General features: G+C 38.2%; 24 protein-coding genes and 1 pseudogene. 20 read left to right on the plus strand and 5 right to left on the minus strand.

What is annotated here, in order from left to right; genetic code table 11:
* Window positions 1-27: 27 nt before the first annotated feature.
* Window positions 28-1,110, plus strand: coding sequence for a DUF3866 family protein (locus BUB56_RS00820; protein ID WP_110939480.1), 1,083 nt, complete (start codon window positions 28-30; stop codon window positions 1,108-1,110).
* Here the strand turns inward: BUB56_RS00820 and BUB56_RS20065 are convergent.
* Window positions 1,082-1,216 carry a hypothetical protein gene (locus BUB56_RS20065; protein ID WP_278319430.1) on the minus strand — a complete coding sequence of 45 codons (135 nt, stop codon included), beginning with the start codon at window positions 1,214-1,216 and terminating at the stop codon, window positions 1,082-1,084. The two genes, BUB56_RS00820 and BUB56_RS20065, sit on opposite strands and share 29 nt — an antisense overlap.
* A gap of 158 nt (window positions 1,217-1,374) precedes the next feature.
* Between BUB56_RS20065 and spoIIM the strand changes: the two genes are divergently transcribed.
* The 8 genes from spoIIM (at window position 1,375) to scpB (ending at window position 9,867) form a co-directional block, all read left to right on the plus strand.
* The gene (spoIIM, locus tag BUB56_RS00825) at window positions 1,375-2,007 is read left to right on the plus strand and encodes a stage II sporulation protein M (protein ID WP_110939481.1); all 633 of its coding nucleotides are present in this window, start codon (window positions 1,375-1,377) and stop codon (window positions 2,005-2,007) included.
* 145 nt (window positions 2,008-2,152) lie between these two features.
* Window positions 2,153-3,037, plus strand: a complete 885-nt coding sequence (gene xerD, locus BUB56_RS00830) for a site-specific tyrosine recombinase XerD (RefSeq protein ID WP_110939482.1) — start codon at window positions 2,153-2,155, stop codon at window positions 3,035-3,037.
* 90 nt (window positions 3,038-3,127) lie between these two features.
* Window positions 3,128-4,297: a phosphopentomutase gene (locus BUB56_RS00835; protein ID WP_110939483.1), complete on the plus strand. Its 1,170-nt coding sequence runs from the start codon at window positions 3,128-3,130 to the stop codon at window positions 4,295-4,297.
* A 36-nt stretch (window positions 4,298-4,333) separates the two neighbouring features.
* Entirely contained in the window at window positions 4,334-5,659 is a 1,326-nt protein-coding gene (locus BUB56_RS00840) for a pyrimidine-nucleoside phosphorylase (RefSeq protein WP_110939484.1), read from the plus strand.
* A 93-nt stretch (window positions 5,660-5,752) separates the two neighbouring features.
* The gene (locus tag BUB56_RS00845) at window positions 5,753-6,928 is read left to right on the plus strand and encodes a D-alanyl-D-alanine carboxypeptidase family protein (RefSeq protein ID WP_110939485.1); all 1,176 of its coding nucleotides are present in this window, start codon (window positions 5,753-5,755) and stop codon (window positions 6,926-6,928) included.
* Between the two features lie 261 nt (window positions 6,929-7,189).
* The gene (locus BUB56_RS00850; protein ID WP_110939486.1) at window positions 7,190-8,524 is read left to right on the plus strand and encodes a CCA tRNA nucleotidyltransferase; all 1,335 of its coding nucleotides are present in this window, start codon (window positions 7,190-7,192) and stop codon (window positions 8,522-8,524) included.
* Between the two features lie 17 nt (window positions 8,525-8,541).
* Window positions 8,542-9,297, plus strand: coding sequence for a segregation and condensation protein A (locus BUB56_RS00855; protein ID WP_110939487.1), 756 nt, complete (start codon window positions 8,542-8,544; stop codon window positions 9,295-9,297).
* Window positions 9,298-9,867 (plus strand): SMC-Scp complex subunit ScpB, encoded by a 570-nt coding sequence (scpB, locus tag BUB56_RS00860; protein ID WP_278319431.1) that lies wholly within the window; start codon window positions 9,298-9,300, stop codon window positions 9,865-9,867. It begins immediately after the preceding gene.
* A 24-nt stretch (window positions 9,868-9,891) separates the two neighbouring features.
* On the opposite strand, the gene speB is transcribed toward scpB, so the two are convergent.
* From speB to BUB56_RS00875, 3 genes are all read right to left on the minus strand, one after another.
* Window positions 9,892-10,743: an agmatinase gene (gene speB, locus BUB56_RS00865; RefSeq protein WP_110939488.1), complete on the minus strand. Its 852-nt coding sequence runs from the start codon at window positions 10,741-10,743 to the stop codon at window positions 9,892-9,894.
* The gene (speE, locus tag BUB56_RS00870) at window positions 10,730-11,584 is read right to left on the minus strand and encodes a polyamine aminopropyltransferase (RefSeq protein WP_110939489.1); all 855 of its coding nucleotides are present in this window, start codon (window positions 11,582-11,584) and stop codon (window positions 10,730-10,732) included. Before speE ends, speB begins: the two co-directional genes overlap by 14 nt.
* Window positions 11,585-11,776: 192 nt before the next feature.
* Window positions 11,777-12,316, minus strand: a complete 540-nt coding sequence (locus BUB56_RS00875) for a helix-turn-helix domain-containing protein (RefSeq protein ID WP_110939490.1) — start codon at window positions 12,314-12,316, stop codon at window positions 11,777-11,779.
* A gap of 243 nt (window positions 12,317-12,559) precedes the next feature.
* Between BUB56_RS00875 and BUB56_RS00880 the strand changes: the two genes are divergently transcribed.
* The 10 genes from BUB56_RS00880 (at window position 12,560) to BUB56_RS00925 (ending at window position 21,417) form a co-directional block, all read left to right on the plus strand.
* Window positions 12,560-13,222, plus strand: coding sequence for a DUF2953 domain-containing protein (locus BUB56_RS00880; RefSeq protein ID WP_110939491.1), 663 nt, complete (start codon window positions 12,560-12,562; stop codon window positions 13,220-13,222).
* On the plus strand, window positions 13,203-13,655 hold the full coding sequence (gene ytfJ / locus BUB56_RS00885) for a GerW family sporulation protein (protein WP_110939492.1): 453 nt from the start codon (window positions 13,203-13,205) through the stop codon (window positions 13,653-13,655). The genes BUB56_RS00880 and ytfJ overlap by 20 nt, the downstream gene beginning before the upstream one ends.
* Before the next feature lie 298 nt (window positions 13,656-13,953).
* Entirely contained in the window at window positions 13,954-14,358 is a 405-nt protein-coding gene (locus BUB56_RS00890; RefSeq protein ID WP_110939493.1) for a pyrophosphohydrolase domain-containing protein, read from the plus strand.
* A 93-nt stretch (window positions 14,359-14,451) separates the two neighbouring features.
* Window positions 14,452-15,567, plus strand: coding sequence for a D-alanyl-D-alanine carboxypeptidase family protein (locus BUB56_RS00895; protein WP_110939508.1), 1,116 nt, complete (start codon window positions 14,452-14,454; stop codon window positions 15,565-15,567).
* Window positions 15,568-15,669: 102 nt separating this feature from the next.
* Entirely contained in the window at window positions 15,670-16,638 is a 969-nt protein-coding gene (locus tag BUB56_RS00900) for a sulfide/dihydroorotate dehydrogenase-like FAD/NAD-binding protein (protein ID WP_190014012.1), read from the plus strand.
* Window positions 16,631-17,911 (plus strand): FAD-dependent oxidoreductase, encoded by a 1,281-nt coding sequence (locus BUB56_RS00905; protein ID WP_110939495.1) that lies wholly within the window; start codon window positions 16,631-16,633, stop codon window positions 17,909-17,911. Before BUB56_RS00900 ends, BUB56_RS00905 begins: the two co-directional genes overlap by 8 nt.
* A 49-nt stretch (window positions 17,912-17,960) precedes the next feature.
* Complete coding sequence (locus BUB56_RS00910) at window positions 17,961-18,668, plus strand: pseudouridine synthase (protein WP_110939496.1); 708 nt, start codon at window positions 17,961-17,963, stop codon at window positions 18,666-18,668.
* A 145-nt stretch (window positions 18,669-18,813) separates the two neighbouring features.
* The gene (locus tag BUB56_RS00915; RefSeq protein WP_110939497.1) at window positions 18,814-19,278 is read left to right on the plus strand and encodes a GNAT family N-acetyltransferase; all 465 of its coding nucleotides are present in this window, start codon (window positions 18,814-18,816) and stop codon (window positions 19,276-19,278) included.
* A gap of 17 nt (window positions 19,279-19,295) precedes the next feature.
* Window positions 19,296-19,865 carry a tRNA 5-(aminomethyl)-2-thiouridylate-methyltransferase MnmM gene (locus tag BUB56_RS00920; protein ID WP_330392524.1) on the plus strand — a complete coding sequence of 190 codons (570 nt, stop codon included), beginning with the start codon at window positions 19,296-19,298 and terminating at the stop codon, window positions 19,863-19,865.
* Between the two features lie 154 nt (window positions 19,866-20,019).
* On the plus strand, window positions 20,020-21,417 hold the full coding sequence (locus BUB56_RS00925) for an oxaloacetate decarboxylase subunit alpha (protein WP_110939499.1): 1,398 nt from the start codon (window positions 20,020-20,022) through the stop codon (window positions 21,415-21,417).
* Between the two features lie 120 nt (window positions 21,418-21,537).
* Here BUB56_RS00925 and BUB56_RS00930 read toward each other — a convergent pair whose 3' ends face one another.
* A complete protein-coding gene (locus BUB56_RS00930; RefSeq protein ID WP_110939500.1) occupies window positions 21,538-22,179 on the minus strand; it encodes a hypothetical protein in 642 nt (213 codons plus the stop codon).
* 218 nt (window positions 22,180-22,397) lie between these two features.
* Between BUB56_RS00930 and BUB56_RS00935 the strand changes: the two are divergent.
* Window positions 22,398-22,596 (plus strand): annotated as a pseudogene (locus tag BUB56_RS00935) (IS110 family transposase); the annotation flags it as partial.

Genomic DNA, 22,596 nt, shown 5'->3' on the forward strand with positions numbered 1-22,596 from the left:
GATATTATATGGAAATGAGGGAACATCATGCTAAGTGTAAAAATCGGCAAGGTTGTTAAAGTACTGAAAGAAGACCCGGAACTCACAGAAATTCTGGTGAATATAGATCAGCATGAATTTAAGGCATTGAACTATAATCAATTAAGTGGAGTCATAGAAGAGGGAGATAAGGTTTTGCTCAATACCACCGCAGTAGATCTCCAGTTGGGTACAGGAGGCTACCATTTTGTAATCAGTAACCTTGAGCATCCGGAGCAGCAAATCGTACCGGGAGGACATATCATGAAGCTAAGATATACTCCATATCAATTAAAGGTATTTGCTGCAGAGGAACAGGAGAGCCCCTATCATGAAGTATTTAATGCTTTTGACACTTTAGGGCAAATGCCTGTTATCGTAGGAACACTCCACAGTATGTTGGCGCCAGTAGTTTCTGTTCTAAAGCATCTTAATCCTCAGCTGAAAATTGTTTATATCATGACGGATGGAGCCGCACTGCCGGCACCCTTAAGCAATCTGGTGCGAAGTCTAAAAAAAGAATCAATGATTGAAGGAACGATAACAATAGGCAATGCTTTTGGCGGTGATTTGGATTGTGTCAATATTTATAATGGTCTGATAGCGGCCAAAGAAATCATGAAGTGTGACGCTGCAGTAGTAGCCATGGGCCCAGGAATCGTAGGAACAGGAACAAAATATGGCTTTACAGGTATCGAACAGGGACACATCCTTGATGCTGTAAATGATTTGTCTGGCTGTGCCATAGCTGTTCCGAGGATCAGCTTTGCAGATGCCAGGGAAAGGCATCAAGGAATCAGTCATCATTCAATCACCGTATTAGAGAAGATTGTAAAAACAAAAGTACATTTAGGAATTCCCAGTTTTGATGGACAAAAAAAAGAAATCCTCAGCAAACAAGTTAAAGCCGCTAGGATTCACCAAAAGCATTATATTCATTGGATCGAACCGGATACTCTATTTCATATCTTAAAGCACTCTGGAATGAAATTCAGCACTATGGGCAGAGGACTGGAAGAAGACAGGGAATTCTTTATCACTGCAGCAGCTGCTGCCCAGATAGCTATTTCATGCTCAGCTGGTCTTGAATAGCCGCTTCCACCGTGGTATACTGCTTTCCCAGATCTACTAAAACCTCCAGTAAATCAGATATTTTACCGATAAAGAACATTTGATTTTTAGTAATAATTCTAAGCAAATTGATCACATCCTTATAGATTTTTTTCTATCTTATGATGGTTTGTCCAATAATATTCCTATGGATCAAAAGCCCTTGCAAACAAAAAAAGACAAGTCATATTCCTAATCCAATCTGCATAAACATGGTATAGGTGGACAGGGAAGGGGGAGCTTGTCTTGTTTAGGAAATTACGCGAATTATTATTAAAACATATTCAGGGCAATGTTGTTATTTATTTTATTGTGATCCTGTTTTTCGTCGTCGGTATATCTTCAGGTGCTTTTACTGTCAAAGCCCTTAGCGATCAGCATAAGGGAGAACTGATCAGCTATATGCAGAACTTTTTTCAAGTATTAAACCAGAGCACCTTTGATGCTTTTTCTGTTCTAAAACAGTCATTGGTAAATAATCTGCAGACGGGAATCCTTACCTGGATTCTTGGTGTAACGATTATTGGTATTCCCTTGATCCTGTTGATCATCGTCATTAGAGGATTTATCATTGGTTTTACTGTAGGATTCTTAATTGAACAAATGGGCATAAAAGGATTCCTTTTCTGCGTTTTTGCCATCCTCCCACAAAATCTTTTTATAATACCGGGTATTATCATTATTGCTGTGATTGCTGTCAGCTTCTCGGTAATGCTTATCAAGAGCAAGCTGAATAAAAACTACCAGGTAGACATGGTGCGGCAATTCGTACTCTACAGTACTATCGTTGCTGCAGTTTTTTTGGTGATTCTCCTTGGTTCATTTATCGAAGCCTATATTACGCCAATATTTATGCGTTTTATCTCTCAATATATGTAGTTATTTTTCTGCTACAGTTCTTTACTCTATTGTTATAATTTAGTAAATTCTTTTTCTAATTTAATAAAACATGAAGGAATTTTTATAAGTATGTTGAATAATTAGTAGTTATAAGATGTATTTGGGAACGAAGGGGACAAGTAGAATGAATATGCTATTGAATGATTTTATCCACTACCTTACTCACGAAAAAGAGCTGTCGAAAAATACTTTGGAATCCTATAAAAGAGATATTGCCCAGTATATTGATTTTTTACAGAATAAATCCGTGATGAGTTTTAAAGATACCAATAAAACAACAGTTATTACATATCTGCTTCATCTGCAAAAAATGGGTAAAGCTACTGCCACAATATCTAGAAGCCTAGCTTCAATCCGGTCCTTATATCAGTTTTTATTGAATGAAAAAATGATTGAAAAGGATCCTACGATTAATCTGGAATCTCCAAAGTCAGAAAAAAAGCTTCCTAATGTATTGAGCTTAAAAGAGGTAGAATTGCTCCTGGCTCAGCCTGATGAAAAGAGCGAAAAGGGGATTAGGGATAAAGCAATGCTGGAACTGCTATATGCAACCGGAATTCGGGTCACAGAGTTGGTGTCCTTAGATTACTGCCATCTTAATCTGGATATGGGCTACATAAAATGCTGCAGCGGTACAAAAGAACGAATTATTCCCATTGGAAGTATGGCTAGAGATGCAATTGAAAAATACGTTTCCCAATGCAGACAAAACCTAGTTCGAGATCAGGAAGAAAGCTCTTTATTTGTCAATTATCATGGTTCCCGTTTGACAAGACAGGGGTTTTGGAAGATCATTAAAATGTATACACAAAAAGCGAAAATCAACAAGAAGATTACACCCCATACTTTAAGACACTCTTTTGCAATCCACCTGATTCAAAACGGGGCAGATCTCCGATCTGTACAGGAAATGTTGGGACATTCCGATATCTCTACTACGCAAATCTATACACAATTATCCAAAAACAAGATTAAGGAAGTCTATAATAAAGCCCATCCTAGAGCCTAAAGGGCTCTTTCTATTTGGAACAAATCTGTTATTTTTCCATTTCTCGGGGTATAATATGCTTGTTATTTAAATCATTGAGGAGGTTTTCATATGATTCAACGGGTGAATATTCTTGTATTAGATAGTGTAGGGATTGGAGAGCTGCCAGATTCTCCAGCCTTTGGTGATAATGGTGTAAATACCTTCGGCAACCTTGTAAAGGCCTGTGGTGGTATTCATATTCCAAACCTTTTAAAGCTGGGTTTTGGAAATATTGAAGGGGTAGAAGGGGTAGAGGCCTCAGAATCTCCATTAGGAGCTTATGGCAGAGCTGCTGAAATATCTAATGGCAAGGATACTACAACAGGTCATTGGGAGATTGCAGGACTTCATATTGAACAGCCTTTTCAAACCTACCCTGATGGTTTCCCAAAATTTATTATGGATGCATTCGAAGAAAAAATCGGTAGAAAAACCCTTGGAAATATTCCGGCTTCCGGTACCGAGATTATCGAAAGACTGGGTGAGGAGCATATGCAAACAGGTTCTCCTATTATCTATACTTCAGCGGACAGCGTATTTCAGATCGCTGCTCATGAAGAAATAATACCGATAGACGAATTGTACCGGATTTGTGAGATTGCAAGAGAAATGCTGGTAGGTGAAGTTCAAGTGGCAAGGGTAATCGCCCGTCCATTTACTGGATCTCCCGGAAAGTTTGAAAGAACTTCCAACCGAAGAGATTACTCCGTGAGTCCCTTTGCCCCTACATTGCTGGACACTGCAAAGGATAAGGGACTTGATGTAATTGCAGTGGGAAAAATTGAAGATATTTTCAACGGACAGGGTATTACGGAGGCCGTTCATACAAAGGATAATATGGATGGTGTTGATCAAACCATTGCTTATCTAAAAAAAGAAAATAGGGGCATCATTTTTACCAATTTAGTAGATTTTGACGCTAAATATGGTCATCGAAGAGACCCTGAAGGATATCGGCTGGCACTTGAAGCCTTTGATCAGCGGCTCCCGGAATTATTAGAGAATCTGGGTGAAGATGATATTATTATATTAACTGCAGATCATGGAAATGATCCTACCTATATGGGAACAGATCATACACGGGAATATATTCCTATTGTGGTTTACGGTAAAAAAGTAAAGCAAAATGTAAATATCGGAACGAGGAGCTCTTTTGCAGATATCGCTGCAACTGTGGCAGATTTGCTGGATTTAGAGAAGCCCGCCGTGGGTGTCAGCTTTAAGGACCTTATCATTTAGAATTTCCATTGATGGATCATAAGGGGTGACGTTAACATGAGAATGTATGATATTATTTATAAGAAACGCCAGGGCTTATCCTTAAGCAAAGAAGAAATCGAATTTTTTGTGAAAGGCTATACAGAGGGGAGTATTCCGGATTACCAGGCCTCTGCTTTAATGATGGCTATCTATTTTAATAAAATGTCCAAGGAAGAAACCTTCTATCTCACAGATGCAATGATGCGCTCGGGAGACCAAATTGATTTATCCCAAATCGAAGGTATTAAGGTTGATAAGCATAGCACCGGAGGAGTAGGGGATACCACCACACTGATTGTAGGTCCCCTGGTAGCTGCCTGTGGTGTTCCTGTTGCTAAAATGTCCGGGAGAGGACTAGGACATACTGGGGGTACCATCGACAAGCTGGAGTCTATCCGTGGCTTTCATGTGGAGATTTCCAGCGAGGAATTTTTTCGTAATGTAAACGAAATCAAGCTGGCTGTCATCGGTCAGTCAGGAGATTTAGCTCCTGCAGATAAAAAGCTGTACGCCCTGCGTGATGTTACTGCAACTGTAGATAATATTTCTCTTATTGCCAGCAGTATCATGAGTAAAAAGTTAGCTGCAGGTGCAAATGCTATTTTATTGGATGTTAAAGTGGGAAGCGGGGCCTTCATGAAGGATTTTGAAAATGCCGCCAGTTTAGCCCTAGAAATGGTTGAAATCGGCAGCACAATGGGCAGGGAAACCATTGCTGTGTTGACAGATATGGATCAACCCTTAGGAAACGCTGTAGGAAACAGCCTAGAGGTTCTTGAGGCTATTCATGTGCTGCATAACCGGGGTCCGGAGGATCTTCGGGCACTTTGTATAAAATTGGCAAGCTATATGGTGCTTCTTGCTAGAAAGACGAATACGCTTTCTGAAGCTGAGGCAATGGTTGTGGAAAAGCTTGAATCTGGTGCTGCATTGGAAAAATTCAAAGCCTTTATTCAAGCTCAGGGCGGAGAACTTGCAGTAATTGACAATCCCCAGCTTCTACCTCAAGCAAAATATAAGAAGAATGTATTAGCTGCAATGGATGGCTATATTGAAGCGGTTAAAGCCGATGATGTTGGTCTGGCTGCATTGAACCTGGGAGCTGGAAGGGAAACAAAGGATTCAGTCATTGACTTGGCTGCCGGTGTGATGATGTTGAAAAAAGTGGGTGATCCTGTTTCTATGGGTGACGTTATAGCCGAATTGTACACGAATGATGAAAGTAAGCTGGAATCAGCTATGGGCATTCTGAACAGTGCTATAGCCTACACGGATCAAAAAGTCGAAAAACCTAAATTGATCAAGGCAGTTGTAACGAAAAAGGGAATTCAGGAATTATAACAGATACATTCATCAATTGAATTGTGTTCCTTGCATAACTGGAATCTTGACTGGTTAAGCTAAGATTAAAAGATAATGCAAGGAGGACATGTGATGAGGTGTAAACTACATAGAATATTGTTTATATTTGTTGCTGTGACGATTGTTTTAAACTCGGTCTTTTTTCCAGTCTATGGTGAAGAATTTGATGTAGATGCGAAGTCTGCCATTCTTATGGATGCATCTACCGGAAAAATACTATATGAAAAGAATATTCATGATAAATTGCCTCCAGCCAGCGTAACAAAGATTATGACCATGCTGCTGGCGATGGAAGCCTTAGAGATAAAGCAAATTTCACTGGAGGATAAAGTCATCATCAGTGAGAGAGCCTCTAAAATGGGGGGAAGCCAGCTATATCTTGAGCCTAATGAAGAGAAGACAGTGGAAGAATTGATGAAAGGAATCGCCCTCGCCTCCGCCAATGATGGCTGCGTTGCAATTGCAGAGCATATCAGTGGAACTGAAGAAATGTTTGTAAAGAGAATGAATGAGCGGGCTAAGGAGCTGGGCATGAATGATACCCAATTTATGAATACCAATGGGCTGCCCCAGGATGGTCATTACACCAGTGCCTATGATATCGCCATTATGTCTAAGGAACTTCTGAAGTATCCTAAAGTGCATGATTGGTTAACGATCTGGATGTCCAATATAAAAGTTGGACTGCCCAACAAGCGCCAGACAACGATTGAATTGGTAAATACAAATAAATTGATTCGAACCTATCCAGGTGCTCATGGAATCAAAACCGGGTATACCTCTGAGGCCAGATATTGTCTCTCTGCTTCTGCTGTAAAAAATAACCTGACGCTCATAGCAGTGATTTTAGGCAGTCCAACCTCAGATATTCGATTTGCTGAGGCAAAGAAACTGCTTAACTATGGTTTTGCCTCCTTTAGCGCAGTTCCTATCGTCCGTAAGGGAGAAGTTATTGATGAACTTCAGGTTGAAAAGGGTAAAGCATATACTGTAAAAGCTATTGCGAAGGATCATTTAAATGCTTTGGTAAAGAAGGGTGAAGAGAATAATGTGCAAAAAGAAATTATTCTACCAAAGCAAATCAAAGCACCCTTTGCCGCAGGCGAAAAAATTGGTGAAGTAATCGCTACAAAGGATGGTCAGGAAATCGGGCGCATGGATATTGTAACAGATGTTGAAGTACCGAAGGCATCCTTAATTGATATATTTGGAAAGATGGTAAAGCGCGTTTCAAAACCCAGTAAATAAAAGGTGTTTATGAAAGCAATTGTCCAGACAATTGCTTTCTTTTTGTTTATAAGCAGGTTATGGTATAATATATAATCAAAATAATGCTTTAGCTGAGCTTTATTAACATAGATATGTGATTAATAAATTTAACATTCAGCGGAACGGCACAGAGGCCGTTCCCTACATAAACCTCAATAGAAATGTAGGGATCGACGCCCTCGTCGTTCCAAATATGCATTAGGATTCTCAGTTACATATCAATAAGCAGGAGAGATTTAGATGGTTAATACAGACAAACAGTGCCAAAGACGTATTGATTGGAACCTTTTTTTAAGCTATATTAAAAAGGATGAATATGTACAATTGCTCTCAGAAATAGATGCGCTTTGTCAATCTGCAGGCTGTAATGCCTATATTGTAGGTGGTGCGGTGCGAGACTACTTTCTAAGGATGGATAGCTGTGATATGGATATCGTCATAGAAGGCAATGGAATGATCTTTGCCAAAAGCCTTGGAGAGAAGCTTAACTATATCGTAAAAACCTATGAACCATTTTTAACAGCAACGATGCAGCTTCCTTCAGGTCAAAAGATTGATTTTATCACCAGCAGGAAAGAGGTATATCTGAAGCCTGCTGCATTGCCAATCATTATTCCGGCTGGATTGATTGAAGACTTGAAGCGTCGCGATTTTTCAATAAATAGTTTAGCAATTCAGTTAAATGGCAGGGATAAAGGAAGATTTTATGACTTGTTCGGTGGACTTCAGGATCTAAAGGATAAAAAAATCCGTATTCTACACGATGACAGTTTTTTGGATGATCCTACCCGTATTTTTCGTGCAGTTAGATATGCAGTACGTCTTGATTTTAAGATAGAAAAGCACACGAAATCTCTTATAGCAAAAGCGCTTGCAGAGAAAGCAGTGGCAAGCCTAAGCAGTGAGCGGCTGTCTAACAGCTTTTTATCCGTGCTCTCTGAAGAGAAAACAGCCATATGCATGGAAGAATTAAACCGTCTGGGAGTACTGGCTGAGATTTTTTTACAGGGATCCTTTTCAATAAATGAATTGAGAAAGATGGATGACGATAAAATCATCAGGTATAATGTACTTTTTGAGTCCCCCGGCATTTCCTGTGATCCAGTGCTTTTAAAACTGTTATTATTCTTCTTTCCATGTAGTTTATCCGATTGGCAGTCAATAAAGCGTGTATTATCCTTTGACAAAAAATATAGTCATTGTGTCTTACAAATGATAGAATATAGAGAGAAATTTATGGATACGCTTCAGCAGTCACATTTGAGCCCTGCAGAGGTATATCAACTGCTACGACCTCTGTATACAGAGGTGATTCTGTGTTTGCTGCTAGCCTGCGATCATCTTCAGATTGAGCGTTATTGCATGATGTTCTTGCTGGATTCACAGCATATAAAGCTGCATGTCACTGGAAAAGATCTGTTAAACCTGGGAATAAAGCCTGGTGAGATTTACGGCATTATTCTCAAGCAAGTTTTAGCAGCCAAGCTCGATCATAAAATTGTTACTTATGAGGATGAAATAGCGTATGTCCGTTCTTTATTGGAAAATAAGTTCTATCAAGATTTGTCTGAATAAAGGAGTAGGTGGATGTCTTGTCTTATAATGTAAAACTTGAGACCTTTGAAGGTCCCTTTGATCTACTGTTTCACTTAATTGAAAAAGAAGAAGTAGATATCTATGATATTCCTATCTCTAAGATTACCGCTCAATATCTAGGCTATATTGAAGAAATGCAGCGGGTGGATTTGGATGTAGCCAGCGAGTTTTTGCTGATGGCTGCTACTTTGATAGAAATCAAGTCTAAAATGCTGTTACCAAATACCAAGGATGAGCAATTGGCTTTAGATATGGACGATATTGATCCGAGACAGGATTTGATTACCCGATTGATTGAATATAAGAAGTATAAAAATATTGCCCTGGAATTGAAAAAGCGGGAAGAAGAGTGTCGAAAAATATTTTATAAGCCTCAGGAACAACTGGATGAGTTTATTAAATATGAATCCAATGAGGTACAGGATATGAATATCACTGACCTGATAAATGCTGTGAATAATATTTTCCAAAAAAGAAAAAACATCCATGTAACAAAATTTTTTGTTAATGAGATTAAACGGGAAGAAATCTCTATTGAGATGAAAATGAAAGAAATAAGAGACTATCTTATGCTAAAAGCTTCAGTGCGTTTCGATGAGTTATTCCAAGATGCTTTAAATAAGCGTGAGATCATCGCAACCTTTATTGCTTTACTGGAGCTGATGAAATTGAATTTTATCGTAGTACAGCAAAATAACATTTTTGGTGATATATGGGTAAAAAGAAGAATATGTATGAATGAGGTGCAGTAGGTGGAAGAAAAAGAGAAGGAACGACAGATAAAATCTATGATTGAGTCAATGCTGTTTATATGGGGTGATCCGTTATCGGCAAAAAATATGGCAGATGCACTCAACCTTCCTACGGAGTATATAAGGAAGTGTGTACTGGAGCTAAAAAGAGATCTGGAGAAAGAGGATAGAGGGATTCAGATCATAGAAATCAACAATAGCTTTCAAATGTGTACAAATGGCAAGCATTATGAAGCTATACAAGCTCTGTGTACACCAGTGCAAAATAAAGGATTGACACAAGCTGCCTTAGAGGTGCTAGCCATTATAGCTTACAAGCAACCCATTACCAGACATGAGATTGAAGCCATTCGTGGTGTTAAAAGCGATAAAGCTATCAATACGCTTTTCGAAAAAGGATTGATTACCGAAAGCGGAAGGTTGGAAAAAACCGGAAGGCCGATTTTATATGGTACTACAGACAATTTTTTGAAATCCTTTGGCCTAAGTTCATTAAAGGACTTGCCTGAAATAAGTGAGTTTGATAAATTAGATTTTCAAGAAATAATCACCCCAGGAACCGAAAGCTAGGCTTCTGCAACTGGGGTGATTTCTTTATAATATGAGCATTAGTTCTCTTAGAATTTTTGATGCAACTGCAGTAGATACGCCTGTTGGATCATAGTCAGGAGCCAGTTCTACAACATCGGCGCCAACAATATTCAGCCCATCCAGCTTTTGTAAAATATCTAACATATCCTTGAAGGTAATGCCTCCCGGTTCCGGCGTACCGGTTCCCGGAAAAATAGAAGGATCTAGAATATCTAAATCTATGGTTACATAAACCGGTTTGTCTTTAATTTTCTGCACAGCCTCATCTAAACGATCATATCCATATTTATTCATAAAGGTATGGCCTTCTTTTTCAGCCCAATAAAATTCTTCCTTAAGACCAGACCGAATACCAAATTGATATATCCTTCCATCACCTAAAAAGTCCCAAATCTGCTTAATGACAGTAGCATGGGATAGTTCTTCGCCCATATAATCCCCACGAAGGTCTGTATGCGCATCAAAGTGCAGCAATACCAGGTCTGGGTGTTTTTCAAACAGAGCAGATACGACAGGTAGGGTTACCAAATGTTCTCCCCCAATCATCAGTGGCTTCTTTTGATGATTCATAATATGCTGTGCATATTCTTTAATGGTATCCAACACCGCATACTTGTTACCAAAGATCAAATCAATATCTCCGGCGTCATGGATTTTTCTATCCAATAGATCTCTATCTAAATAGGGACTGTAGGTCTCTAACCCATAAGAATCAATTCTTATTTTATTGGGTGCAAACCTTGAGCCTGGACGAAAAGAGCATGTTCCGTCAAAAGGGGCACCAAAGATGATAACGTCACTTTCCTCAAAGCTTTTCTCGCAGCCAATAAAGCAATAACGGTTAAAAAGTTCCATGCTCTATCTTCTCCTTCACATAATTCGGTAATGCAAAGCAACCTTTATGAAGATCCGTATTATAGTATTTAGTTTTGATATTTAAGCCGTTCCATTGATCTTCCTTAAGATCATTTATTGGATGATACTTCTTTGATGCAAAATTAAAGAGCCAGTAGCCACCTGGATAAGTTGGTATATTGGCTTGATAAACATGTACGGAAGGGAACATTTTCTTTAATTTTTTATTAGAACTAATGCCCACTTCAAAAAACTTTTCATAAACCGGGGTCTCGTTCTGATTGATAAGAATTCCATTTTCAGTAAGTGCAGCGTAGCAGTCGCTGTAAAATTCCGTTGTAAATAATCCTTCACCGGGACCGATTGGATCTGTAGAGTCGATCAGAATCAAATCATAAACAGCTTCTTTTCCTTTTATGAATTTGATGCCATCTTCATATAAAACGGTAACTCTTGGGTTATCTACCTCACAGGATACAGCAGGAAAGTACTTTCTCGCAGCATCCACAACCAGCTTATCAATTTCTACCATATCTACATGTACGATATTTGGATATTTCATCAATTCTCTTACGGTTCCGCCATCTCCACCGCCAATAACCAAAACATTTTTTATGTCTGGATTTACTGCCATGGAAACATGTACGATCATATCGTGGTAGACAAATTCATCCTTTTCTGTAACCATAACAAGACCATCTAAGGTCATAAGCTTTCCATACTCGTATGTATCAAGAATATCCAGCTTTTGAAATGCACTTTCTCCGGTAAATAAGTGTTCTTTTACCTGAAGGGAAAATCTGACATGATCTGTGTGACTCTCAGTGTACCATAAATCCATTTTTATTCCTCCTTAATTTCCATAAATAAAGGCGGGAGCATAACCCCACCTTTTTATTCAATTTCATTATTAAACAGCCATAGTAGGCTGCATGATGACTTCTTTTTATCTATCATTTCCAAGATTCTTTTTTTTATCCGTGAAAGCAATGGTATATTCAAGCTATTTAAGAACTGTGCATCCACTAATCTGCTAGAAGGATGGAGGACTGGCTACCCAAAGAACTTCTGCCGGTTTATTCGTTGCGTTTTCTAAATAGTGAATTTTGCTGGATTTAAAGGAAAAGCTTTCACCTTTTTTCACCTTATATTTTTGCTTACCAATGCATAGATTAATGGTTCCTTTCAACACATATCCGAATTCTTCTCCCTTATGAGGAGATTCAATATTGCTGGTGCTGTTGGGATTAAGCGTAATAAGTATTGGTTCCATAGTGTTTTTTTGTGCATTGGGAATCAACCATGATATTTTGTATCCTAAATCCTCATTCTCTGTAGAATAGATATCTTCCTCAGTAAATACGATTTTGACCTCCAACTCCTCATTAAAAAAGTTTTTTATATCTGTACCAAGGGCCTCTAGAATATCCATTAGGGTTGCAATGGAAGGGGAAGTCAAATCTCTTTCAATCTGTGATATGAATCCCTTTGTCAGATCACAGCGCTGTGCCAGTTCGTCCTGAGTTAACTCATTCAATATTCTTAGCCTTTTAATTTTCTCTCCAATATCCATACTCATCACCCCAGCTTCTATAAAGCCAAAATATTCATACAAAAGGCATAGGATTCTAATAAACCGGTAGTTTACTATTCCCTATATTTAGTTTTATTAAACTTTTTGTTTACACATATTAAATATAAACGAAATATAAAAAAAGTCAATACTTTTAGTAGCTTTTTGTCTGCTCTGCCTAGGTTTAATTTCATAATCACTTGGAAAAAATATACTTATTATTGGAAATTTGAGGTGGTTTTTTTGCCGATTTATCTATGGATTCTTTTTTTTATATTTTTAATATCTCTGGCTGTTTTTTTTATGCCTATAGTTATTCATATTCATATAACAAAAGATGAGCGGGATGATCGTATTGCTATTAGCTTTAAAACGCTGTTTGGATTCATTAAATATAAAATGGAATTCCCAATGATAAACTGGATTATTTCTTTGCAAAAAGAACCCGTCTTAGAAGTGGATGCAAAAATTAATAAAAATGATAAACCCCAGCAGAAGCCAAAGAAAAGAAATTTATTTGATCCTAAAGAAATTGGTAATTATCAAAATAAGATCGGGGGCTTTGTGGAAAGACATTTCAAAGTCTTATATTATATAGGCGAAAAAATTTCCGTAAAAACACTCCAATGGAAAACAATATTGGGAACTGGTGATGCTGCAATTACAGGAACACTCATCGGCGTGATATGGGCTATGAAGGGAATGCTTATTTCTATACTGCAAAACCACGTTACCTGTGAAGAAGCAGATATATTCGTACAGCCAAACTTCCGGGAGCAACGGTTTATGACTTACTTTAATAGTATAATTCAAATTAAAACAGGCCATATTATAATTGCAGCATTAAAATTAGGTTTATCATTTATAAAAAAAGGTGGTGAAGGAAATGGGAAATCATCCAATTGAAGCGTTAATGAAGACAACAATGGAAAGCCTAAAAGATATGGTAGATGTTAATACAATTGTAGGAGATCCAGTTGAAACACCTGATGGAACGGTTATAATACCAATATCCCAAGTATCTTTTGGTTTTGCTTCAGGGGGCGGGGAATATCATGCTAGTAAATCCAACAGAAGAACGGGAGAAGATACAGAAGCTGGTGATAAAATGCCATTTGCCGGGGGTACAGGTGCTGGTGTATCGGTACAGCCAGTTGCTTTTATGGTAGTAGGAAATGGACAGATGAAACTACTTCCTGTTGATCAAAATGCCAATATGATTGATAATATCATAAATTTCACACCAAAACTGCTGGATAAAATTCAATCGATGTCAGAAAAAAGAGGCGAAAAAAAAAGCAATAAAACGGTGATACAGACGGAAGTAATAGATGACTAAAAAAGGACGAAAAATCTCGTCCTTTTTTAGTGTCTAGGGAAGTATAAATTTGCTGGAGATTCAGTAAAAGTAATTTCGAGGCTTAAGGAATTTTATAACATTTTAAGACAATAAAAAAGCAGGGGTTGTAGGGGATGAAATCCCCTTCCGCAGTAAGAGAGGTGCTCAGACTGCCTTGCAGTCGTCGAACAGTCGCCCTAGGGAAAACAATAATTGAGGGAGTCAATTTTGTTCTTGCAGGGAAAGTTTTTCCTATATAGAATATACATTATACATACATTCTTGAGGAGGTCTATTCATGGAGATTCGGGAAGCTGTTGAGCTGATCTGGAATAATAGAAAGTATATCACTGATGATGCTAAAAAAGCGATTAGTCATTTAAATGAAGAAGTAGCAGAATCACTAAAAGCCCTTATGAAGGGTGACGAAAGTGAAGCAAAAAGAGAATTGGAGGATGCTTTATCTTGCCTGTTTATAGCCCTTAAGGTTATGAATGTAGATATTGAAGAAGCTATATATCATCAAATCGATCAGATGCAGAAAAAAAATGACAAGGTTATGATCATCAAAAAAGATAAAGTAGAAATTTTCTATAATGGTATACTAAAAGGCGGCTGGTCCATCTGGAGCGAGGAAGACTTAAAAGAAGCTGAAAAGCTGGCCAAAGAATTCGGTTGTGAAATTATAAGAGAGTTGCCTTAAGGATATTGACTTTAATGATTGTATATATTCTGTATTTTTTCCCGCTAAAGGGAAGATAATAAAATTATGAAAACAATCATTGGAGTGATATCATTGAAAAGGAAAAAGATCATTGCAGGAGTACTTTCTATCCTTGTATTGATTGGAATTACCACAAATACCGGGTATGCCAGTATTCCGGACATATCGGCAGCCAGTGCAATTGTAATGGATGTGAAAACAGGTAGAATTCTATATTCTAAGAATATGAATGACAAAAAGCCAATGGCCAGTACGACCAAAATTATGACTGCATTATTGGCCCTTGAAAACAGCAAGCCTGATGATCTGGTAAAGATTCATCGGAATGCAGTAGGCGTAGAAGGCTCTTCTATATACCTGCAAGCTGATGAAGAACTTAAAATGCAGGACTTAGTTTATGGTCTTATGCTGCGCTCCGGCAATGATGCTGCAGTGGCAATTGCCCATCAGATCTCCGGATCTACTGAGAATTTTGCACGGCTCATGAATAAGAAGGCTAAGGAGATTGGTGCCTTAAATACAAGCTTTATGAATCCCCATGGTCTTCATCATAAAGAACATTATACGACAGCATACGATTTGGGGTTGATTTCCAGAGAAGCCTTATTAAATCAGGAATTCAATGAGATTGCAAAAACCAAGGTCTGGGTTGCCCAAAGGGACGGCTTTAAATATTTTCATAATAAAAACAAAACCCTCAGTGAGTTTGATGGTGGGGACGGAGTTAAGACAGGATTTACTAAGGCTGCCGGACGGTGTTTAGTTACTTCAGCCACCAGAAATGGAATGCAATTAGTTTGTGTAGTGCTGAATGCACCGAACTGGTTTCAGGATTCTTACCTTCTGCTGGATCATTGCTTTAATCAGTATCAGTCTTGGAAGGTAATAGACCGTGAGATTCCTCTAAAAACAGTCTCCGTTCCCAATGGTAAAAAGGAAACTACAAAAATAGTATGCCCCGAAGACATTATCGTTCCTGTAGCGGAAGATGAGAAGGGTAAAATTATTACCGTATTAGAGGTTGCAGAATCAATAAATGCCCCTATTTCCCGCGGGACAAAGTTAGGCAGGGTAAAAATCTATGTAGATAATAAGCTGTTATATACAAGTATTTTAGTTGCCAGAGAAGATATTGAAACAAAGAATATTTTAGACCGTATTTCAAATTTTGTTCAAAAAAAACAATAAAATATATGTGAGTCCTTTAGAGTTGGAACACTTTTTTATCGATAAAAATACCCTATTAGCATAGGGTTTTTTATTTTGTTCTTAATTAAGGAGGTAGTGCTGTTGGACAGTCATATTCGATGTATAGATGCGGGAAGTGAGTACTGCCCCTGCTTTTTATCTGAGACAGGGGATTGTATTGTGTGCTCACATCTCCATGGTAATGATTTTTGTGATTGCAATTGGTGTGGAACCTGTATATTTAATGAATTTTATTGGAACGGCCTACAGATGAAAAAGAGTAGAGGTTCAATACTGTCCCGTATCGTAGATCATCAATTCATTCACCGAGATCTGATATTGCTCACGCTGCAAGTGCCGCAGAGTATGTGTAGAGCATTAATTCAGCCAGGTTCATATGTTATCCTTCGTAACCCAGAAAAACCATCCTACTTCGATACGCCTATTTCTGTGATGGAGGTCAGTGAAGAAAAATCACAAATAACGGTTATTTTGCAAGAGATCGGAGCAAAAACAAAATCATTATTGGCATCTGAAAAGGAAGTATTGCTTAAAGGTCCTTATTGGAACGGAATCATAGGCCTTGAGCACTTGAAAAATCTTAAAAATAAGAAGGTGCTGATTATAGCAAGGGGAATCGCTCAAGCTCCGGCAGTTCCAGTCATAAAATATTTGCATAAGAATAAGAATAATATTATGTTAATACTGGATCCGGGCAATATTCAATCAGTCTTTATTGAAAAATATATTAATCTTTGGAATTTAGAACCTATAATCATGGATGTCCGATCTGAGGCGGGATTGTCTCATGTGAAGAATTTATTGCAGCATAACGAATTTAGTTTGATTTTTAGCAGCGGTTCAGACCTGCTTCATCAGGATTTACTTCAAATCGCAAAAGATCAAGAAAAGAATATTGCCTTTTCAATGACCAATAACCGTGAAATTTGCTGTGGCGAAGGAGTCTGTGGTGCGTGCAGTGTCTTTGCAAAGGATGGCAAAGTTTTAAAGGTATGTAAAGTTCAAACATTCGTTGAGGAAATATTGCAAGGGGGGACTGTTCATGGCTAAGGTAGTTATTGTAGGCGGCGGTTGGTCAGGTGTTGCAGCTGCCATTACCGCTAAAAAGGCTGGTGCTAAGGTTACAATCATTGAACGAATGGATATTTTGCTGGGCCTGGGAAATGTAGGCGGAATCATGCGCAACAATGGGAGATACACCGCAGCTGAGGAATGTATCTTAATGGGTTCTAAGGAATTATTTGATATCACTGACCGCGCCTCCCGTCATGTGAATATTGACTTTCCAGGTCATAACCATGCCAGTCTTTACGACATATGCAAGGTTGAGCCAATGGTTCGTAGGCTTTTAAAAGAGTTTGATACGGAAATATACTTTATGGCAAGGGGTGTAGATGTAGAAAAAAAGGAAAATACAATAACAGGAATTCGCCTTCATAACGGCGAACTAGTTGAAGGAGATGTATTTATCGACACTACGGGAGCAACAGGCCCTATGGGAAACTGCACGAAATATGGAAATGGATGTGCAATGTGTATTTTACGTTGTCCATCCTTCGGTCCAAGGGTAAGCATCACACAAAAATCTGGTATCGAAGATCTGGTTGGTAAAAGAAGTGACGGTTCTTTGGGTGCCTTTAGCGGATCATGCAAATTGAACAAGGATTCCCTCAGCGAAGAATTAGCAGCACAGCTTAACCGTGAGGGTGTTGTGATATTACCGGTTCCACCGGATGATATAAACAGTGAAAAACTTAATATTAAGGTATGTCAGCAATATGCGCTAAAAGAATACTCTGAAAACATTATTCTTCTGGATACTGGGCATGCAAAATTGATGGCGCCTTTTTACCCTATGGAAAAGCTCAGGAAAATAAAGGGATTAGAAAATGCAAGATTTGAGGACCCCTATTCCGGCGGAATGGGTAATTCTGTTCGTTATCTTGCTATCTCTCCAAGAGATAACCGCATGAAAGTAACAGGCGGTGAGAACCTGTTTTGCGGAGGTGAGAAATCAGGATTATTCGTCGGCCATACAGAAGCGATTACTACGGGCAGCTTAGCCGGGCACAATGCTGTACGTTATTTTAAAGGAATGCCGCTGTTAGAGCTTCCCATAGCACTTACAACTGGAGACCTGATTGCCTACGAAAATGACTGCAGAAAATCAGAGGATGGGATCAGAACCCGTTATACCTTTGCCGGTGCAGACTATTTCAAACGCATGAAGGACTTAGGACTCTATACTATTGATCGGGAAGTTTTGAGAAGTAAAATAAAGAGAATGGATTTATTAAATATATTTGAAGAAAAGTTGGTGTAGACTATAATATAATGAGTATACTGAAGATAAGAAAGGGTTGTTGAAATAGATGCGATTACAAAAATATATTGCACTTTCTGGAGTAGCCTCCAGAAGAAAAGCAGAAGAGATGATTCTACAGGGTAGAGTTAAGCTAAATGGTACCATTGTTCGGGATATGGGTGTTATTATCAATACGGCAGAGGATCTGGTAGCTATTGATAATCAAATTATTAAGCCCCAGGAGAAAAAGCTGTATATATTACTGCATAAACCGGAGGGCTATGTTACTACACTTTCCGATGAATTTAACCGACCAAAGGTAATCGACTTATTAAACGATATTCATGAAAGGGTATTTCCTGTGGGTAGGCTGGACTACGATACCTCCGGATTGCTGCTTATGACCAATGACGGTGATTTAACTTATCAGCTAACACATCCAAAACACGAAGTAAAAAAAACTTATATAGCCAGGGTAAAAGGAAACCCAGAAGAAAAGACTCTGGCCCTCTTAAAAAAGGGTGTAGATATCGGCGGATACGTTACGGCGCCTGCCCAGGTTGAAAAAATAAAGAGTGATGGTCGTTTTACTTCTATAAAGATTATTATTCATGAAGGTAAAAACCGTCAAATAAGAAAAATGTTTGATGCAGTCGGTTATCCTGTTTTACATTTAAAGCGGATTGCTATGGGGCGCATTGAGTTAGGAAATCTGTTAAAGGGTAAATGGCGTCACCTGACAGCGGAAGAAATTCGCTACTTAAAATCAATTTAACCACTTGAAAGAGTCTGTCAGTTTTGATAGACTCTTTAATTGTATGGAAAACTCTGGTGATTTTTATAGTTTAATCATATATTTTCCCATAACATTATTTAATTATGGAAATAATACTGAATAATCCTAAAAAGGAGGAATTGTTATGTTGGAGATTAGAGCGGCCTTTGATGGGGATGTAGTAAAGATTCGAGAATTGCTTCAGGAGAGCAGGCTTAATCTGAATTCTTTGGACAAAATTATCTTAAATAGCATGATTGCCTATGATGGTGAAGAAGCAGTGGCAGCTGCTGGGTTTTCCGTCGATGGCAATTCAGCAGTCATACAGTATGTAGTAGTTCGAAAAAAAAGACAAAAAGAATATCTTGGGGATGGCATCCTAAAGGCATTGCTGAATTTTGCTGATAAGAAAGGTATAAAACGGGTATATGTAAAAGGAACAGCAATACCCCATTTTTTTCAAAGTGTAGGCTTTGAAGAGGTATCCTATGAAAATATAATGGAAGCAGAACCCGACTCCGTTATAAATCATTTTTCTAAAGAGGATTCTATTTTTACAGCAAAACTGCCTGACTTTTTCTTAAAGGCCTGCAGATCAAACAAGTCATAGGATCAGAGGTGTTTATGATGGCAGCTAAATATTTAACAAAAGCTACAGACTTAGCGAAAAATTTTATTGTTTCAGTACTAAAGGCAGGAGATGTAGCTATAGACGCTACTATGGGTAATGGAAATGACACCGTGTTTTTGGCAGAACTGGTAGGGGAAACCGGTAAGGTTTATGCTTTTGATATACAGGAAAGAGCTTTGCAACAAACAGAAATAAAGTTATCTAACCAGCAGCTTATCCACAGAACAGAATTGATTCATTCAGGACATGAAAATATGCGTCAATACATCCATGAGGAAGTTTCTGTAGTTATGTTTAATCTGGGTTATTTGCCAAAAGGTGATCATCATATTGTGACAAAAGCCCATACCACGATCGAAGGAATCAAACAAGGTCTGGCCCTTTTGAAGACAAACGGCATCCTTACCCTAGCAATTTATCATGGTCATCCTGAGGGCTTAGGGGAAAAAGAAGCTGTTCTTGCTTTTGTAAAAACCTTAAATCAGAAGTTGTTTAATGTTCTACATATGGAATTTATCAATCAAGCAAATCGTCCGCCTATATTGGTTGTGATTGAAAAAAAGTAACCCGCTTAGTGCATTATTGTTTGCCCGAAGGGCACTACAATTATCTAATAACTGTTAAAAACAGGAGATAAATTATGGTTAGGAAATGGTTTTCCTGAGCAATGGCGAAACAGTTTATAGGCCCATCTTAATCAGAAAATTAGGAGGTAGAAAAATGGCTAAAGTAAAAATTACTGAAACCGTTTTACGGGATGCACATCAATCTCTGATTGCAACAAGAATGAAAACAGAGGAAATGGCACCTATTCTAGAAACCTTAGATCAGGCAGGATATCATTCCTTAGAAATGTGGGGTGGAGCTACCTTTGATTCTTCGCTCCGTTTCTTGCAAGAGGATCCATGGGTTCGTCTTAGAACCATTAGAAATACAGTGAAAAATACAAAACTGCAAATGCTTCTGCGGGGACAAAATCTATTGGGATATAAGCATTATGCCGATGACGTAGTGATTGAATTTGTTAAAAAAGCAATAGCCAACGGCATTGACATTATTAGAATCTTTGATGCATTGAATGATGTAAGAAATATAGAAGTAGCACTGAATACTACAAAGAAAGAGGGCGGCCATGCACAAGCTGCAATTTCCTATACTATTAGCCCTGTCCATAACACAGAGCTCTATTTGAAAATTGCCAAACAGATGGAAGATATGGGTGCTGATTCCATCTGTTTAAAGGATATGTCAGGAATATTAACTCCCTATTATGCCTATGAACTGGTCTCTAAGCTAAAGAGCAATATCAAAATTCCTATACAGCTGCATACCCACTATACCAGCGGTATGGGCTCTATGACCTACTTAAAGGCCATAGAAGCTGGCGTTGATGTAGTGGATACGGCAATTTCCCCTATGGCGTTGGGGACATCTCAGCCTCCTACAGAACCACTTGTGGCAACCCTGCAAGGATCAGAAAGGGACTCAGGTCTTAACCTGGAAACTTTAAATAAAATCGCAGAGCATTTCAGACCCATTCGAGACAAATACTTATCCAGTGGTTTACTAGATCCCAAGGTTTTAGGTGTTGATGTAAATGCATTGGTTTACCAAGTTCCGGGAGGCATGCTTTCAAATCTTGTTTCCCAATTGAAAATGCAAAATGCTGTTGATAAATATGATGAGGTTCTAAAGGAAGTTCCTAGGGTACGAGAAGATTTAGGCTACCCGCCTTTGGTAACACCTATGAGTCAGATGGTGGGAACACAGGCAGTGTTTAATGTGGTGTTGGGCGAGCGGTATAAAATGGTTCCAAAGGAAATCAAAGCATATGTTAAAGGTGAATATGGTCGACCTACAGTTGCTATATCAGAAGAAATTAAGAAGAAGATTATTGGGGATGAGGAAGTGATTCAATGCAGACCCGCTGATTTGATTCCGCCTCAATTAGAGACCTTTAAAAAGGAGATGCAGGAATACTATGAACAGGAAGAAGACGTTCTTTCTTATGGGCTATTCCCGCCGGTTGCGATTGAATACTTTAAATACCGGCAGGCTCAAAAATATAAAATTGACAGTCAATATGCGAATAAAGAACAAAAAACCTATCCAGTCTAACAAAAACTTAAGCTCCGAAAACGGAGCTTAGCTTTTTATTGTGTAAGTAAGTATAATAGATGTAGAGATTTATGAAAGGCAGACAATAAAAATAGGACTTGCAGGGGATGAAAGTCTGTTTTATTCACAGTCCATATGCATGTATATAGTATTTGGACGATTGCTGACATATTTTAGGATTTGCACAGGACTTTCACTATTTATAGCCTCACCGCACTTCAGGCATTTATACCAAGAATGCTTCAGATACCCATTTTTTTTTTCAATACTAAGGTTTCCATATTTTTCCCAGCTTTTCCAGCCTCTTTTGCATAGTTGCTTTCTATTCTTATAGTCTGCATAAACCCATCTAAGCAGCCGATGAAAGTGAAAGGGATATTTTGTATAGGTTATATACTGTTCTGGCAGTCCAAGCCCTACTACATACTGGGAAAATGTATACTCTATCTTAGATTGGAGAGGTTCTTTTATAGACGTATTTACATACTGATATTGATTTTTCTTGAGCCAGGGTCTTAATTTATCAAACATGTATCCCCGGCAAACCTCTATATTTTCATCTTTGCTTACACCCAATACTTCAAAGGATTTTTCTATAATACGAACTACTTCATCTAAGTATATTTTTTTTTCAAAACAGTCTGGCTGGTATAGACTAATAGGAATAATATCGTAATAGAATTCTCCTGTTTCTGTTCTCATGACCCCAATACACGTACCCCCAATTAAGCTGCCGCTGCCTGCGTCATCTATCTGAATCAAAATGATCACTCCTAGAAACTAAGCCTTATGATGTAATAATATTATTTGTTTTATGAGAAATTACTATTAATACAAATTTAGGAATATAGAAACTATAAGGAGCATTCCTGTAATGAACATTAATGCACTTTGAAAAAAGAAGACCAAGCCTGTAGAATAGAGTTGTGGTGGTTAACCGCAAGAAAACGACATAAATAAAACTACAGGAGGTCTTCAATATGAAGTATAACCAAAATTTTAAGATTATGCAAATCACAGATAAAACGCTGGTAATCGGGGTTGATATTGCTAAAAAGATACATTATGCAAGGGCTTTTGACTGGAGAGGAATAGAATTGGATAGAACCATCAGCTTCAAGGCTAACAGCACCGGGTTTTCAGAGTTTATGGAATGGGCAAAAAAGACAGCAGAAAAGA

Origin of the sequence: Geosporobacter subterraneus DSM 17957, from assembly GCF_900142145.1 — a bacterium.
Classification (GTDB): domain Bacteria; phylum Bacillota; class Clostridia; order Peptostreptococcales; family Thermotaleaceae; genus Geosporobacter; species Geosporobacter subterraneus.

Bases quoted from the DNA above. Each gene is read 5' to 3' on its own strand.
- BUB56_RS00820 (WP_110939480.1), top strand. From the start codon at position 28: ATGCTAAGTGTAAAAATCGGCAAGGTTGTTAAAGTACTGAAAGAAGAC.
- xerD (WP_110939482.1), top strand. From the start codon at position 2,153: ATGAATATGCTATTGAATGATTTTATCCACTACCTTACTCACGAAAAA.
- BUB56_RS00835 (WP_110939483.1), top strand. From the start codon at position 3,128: ATGATTCAACGGGTGAATATTCTTGTATTAGATAGTGTAGGGATTGGA.
- BUB56_RS00840 (WP_110939484.1), top strand. From the start codon at position 4,334: ATGAGAATGTATGATATTATTTATAAGAAACGCCAGGGCTTATCCTTA.
- BUB56_RS00845 (WP_110939485.1), top strand. From the start codon at position 5,753: ATGAGGTGTAAACTACATAGAATATTGTTTATATTTGTTGCTGTGACG.
- BUB56_RS00850 (WP_110939486.1), top strand. From the start codon at position 7,190: ATGGTTAATACAGACAAACAGTGCCAAAGACGTATTGATTGGAACCTT.
- speB (WP_110939488.1), bottom strand. From the start codon at position 10,743: ATGGAACTTTTTAACCGTTATTGCTTTATTGGCTGCGAGAAAAGCTTT.
- speE (WP_110939489.1), bottom strand. From the start codon at position 11,584: ATGGATTTATGGTACACTGAGAGTCACACAGATCATGTCAGATTTTCC.
- BUB56_RS00875 (WP_110939490.1), bottom strand. From the start codon at position 12,316: ATGGATATTGGAGAGAAAATTAAAAGGCTAAGAATATTGAATGAGTTA.
- ytfJ (WP_110939492.1), top strand. From the start codon at position 13,203: ATGGGAAATCATCCAATTGAAGCGTTAATGAAGACAACAATGGAAAGC.
- BUB56_RS00890 (WP_110939493.1), top strand. From the start codon at position 13,954: ATGGAGATTCGGGAAGCTGTTGAGCTGATCTGGAATAATAGAAAGTAT.
- BUB56_RS00905 (WP_110939495.1), top strand. From the start codon at position 16,631: ATGGCTAAGGTAGTTATTGTAGGCGGCGGTTGGTCAGGTGTTGCAGCT.
- BUB56_RS00910 (WP_110939496.1), top strand. From the start codon at position 17,961: ATGCGATTACAAAAATATATTGCACTTTCTGGAGTAGCCTCCAGAAGA.
- BUB56_RS00915 (WP_110939497.1), top strand. From the start codon at position 18,814: ATGTTGGAGATTAGAGCGGCCTTTGATGGGGATGTAGTAAAGATTCGA.
- BUB56_RS00920 (WP_330392524.1), top strand. From the start codon at position 19,296: ATGGCAGCTAAATATTTAACAAAAGCTACAGACTTAGCGAAAAATTTT.
- BUB56_RS00925 (WP_110939499.1), top strand. From the start codon at position 20,020: ATGGCTAAAGTAAAAATTACTGAAACCGTTTTACGGGATGCACATCAA.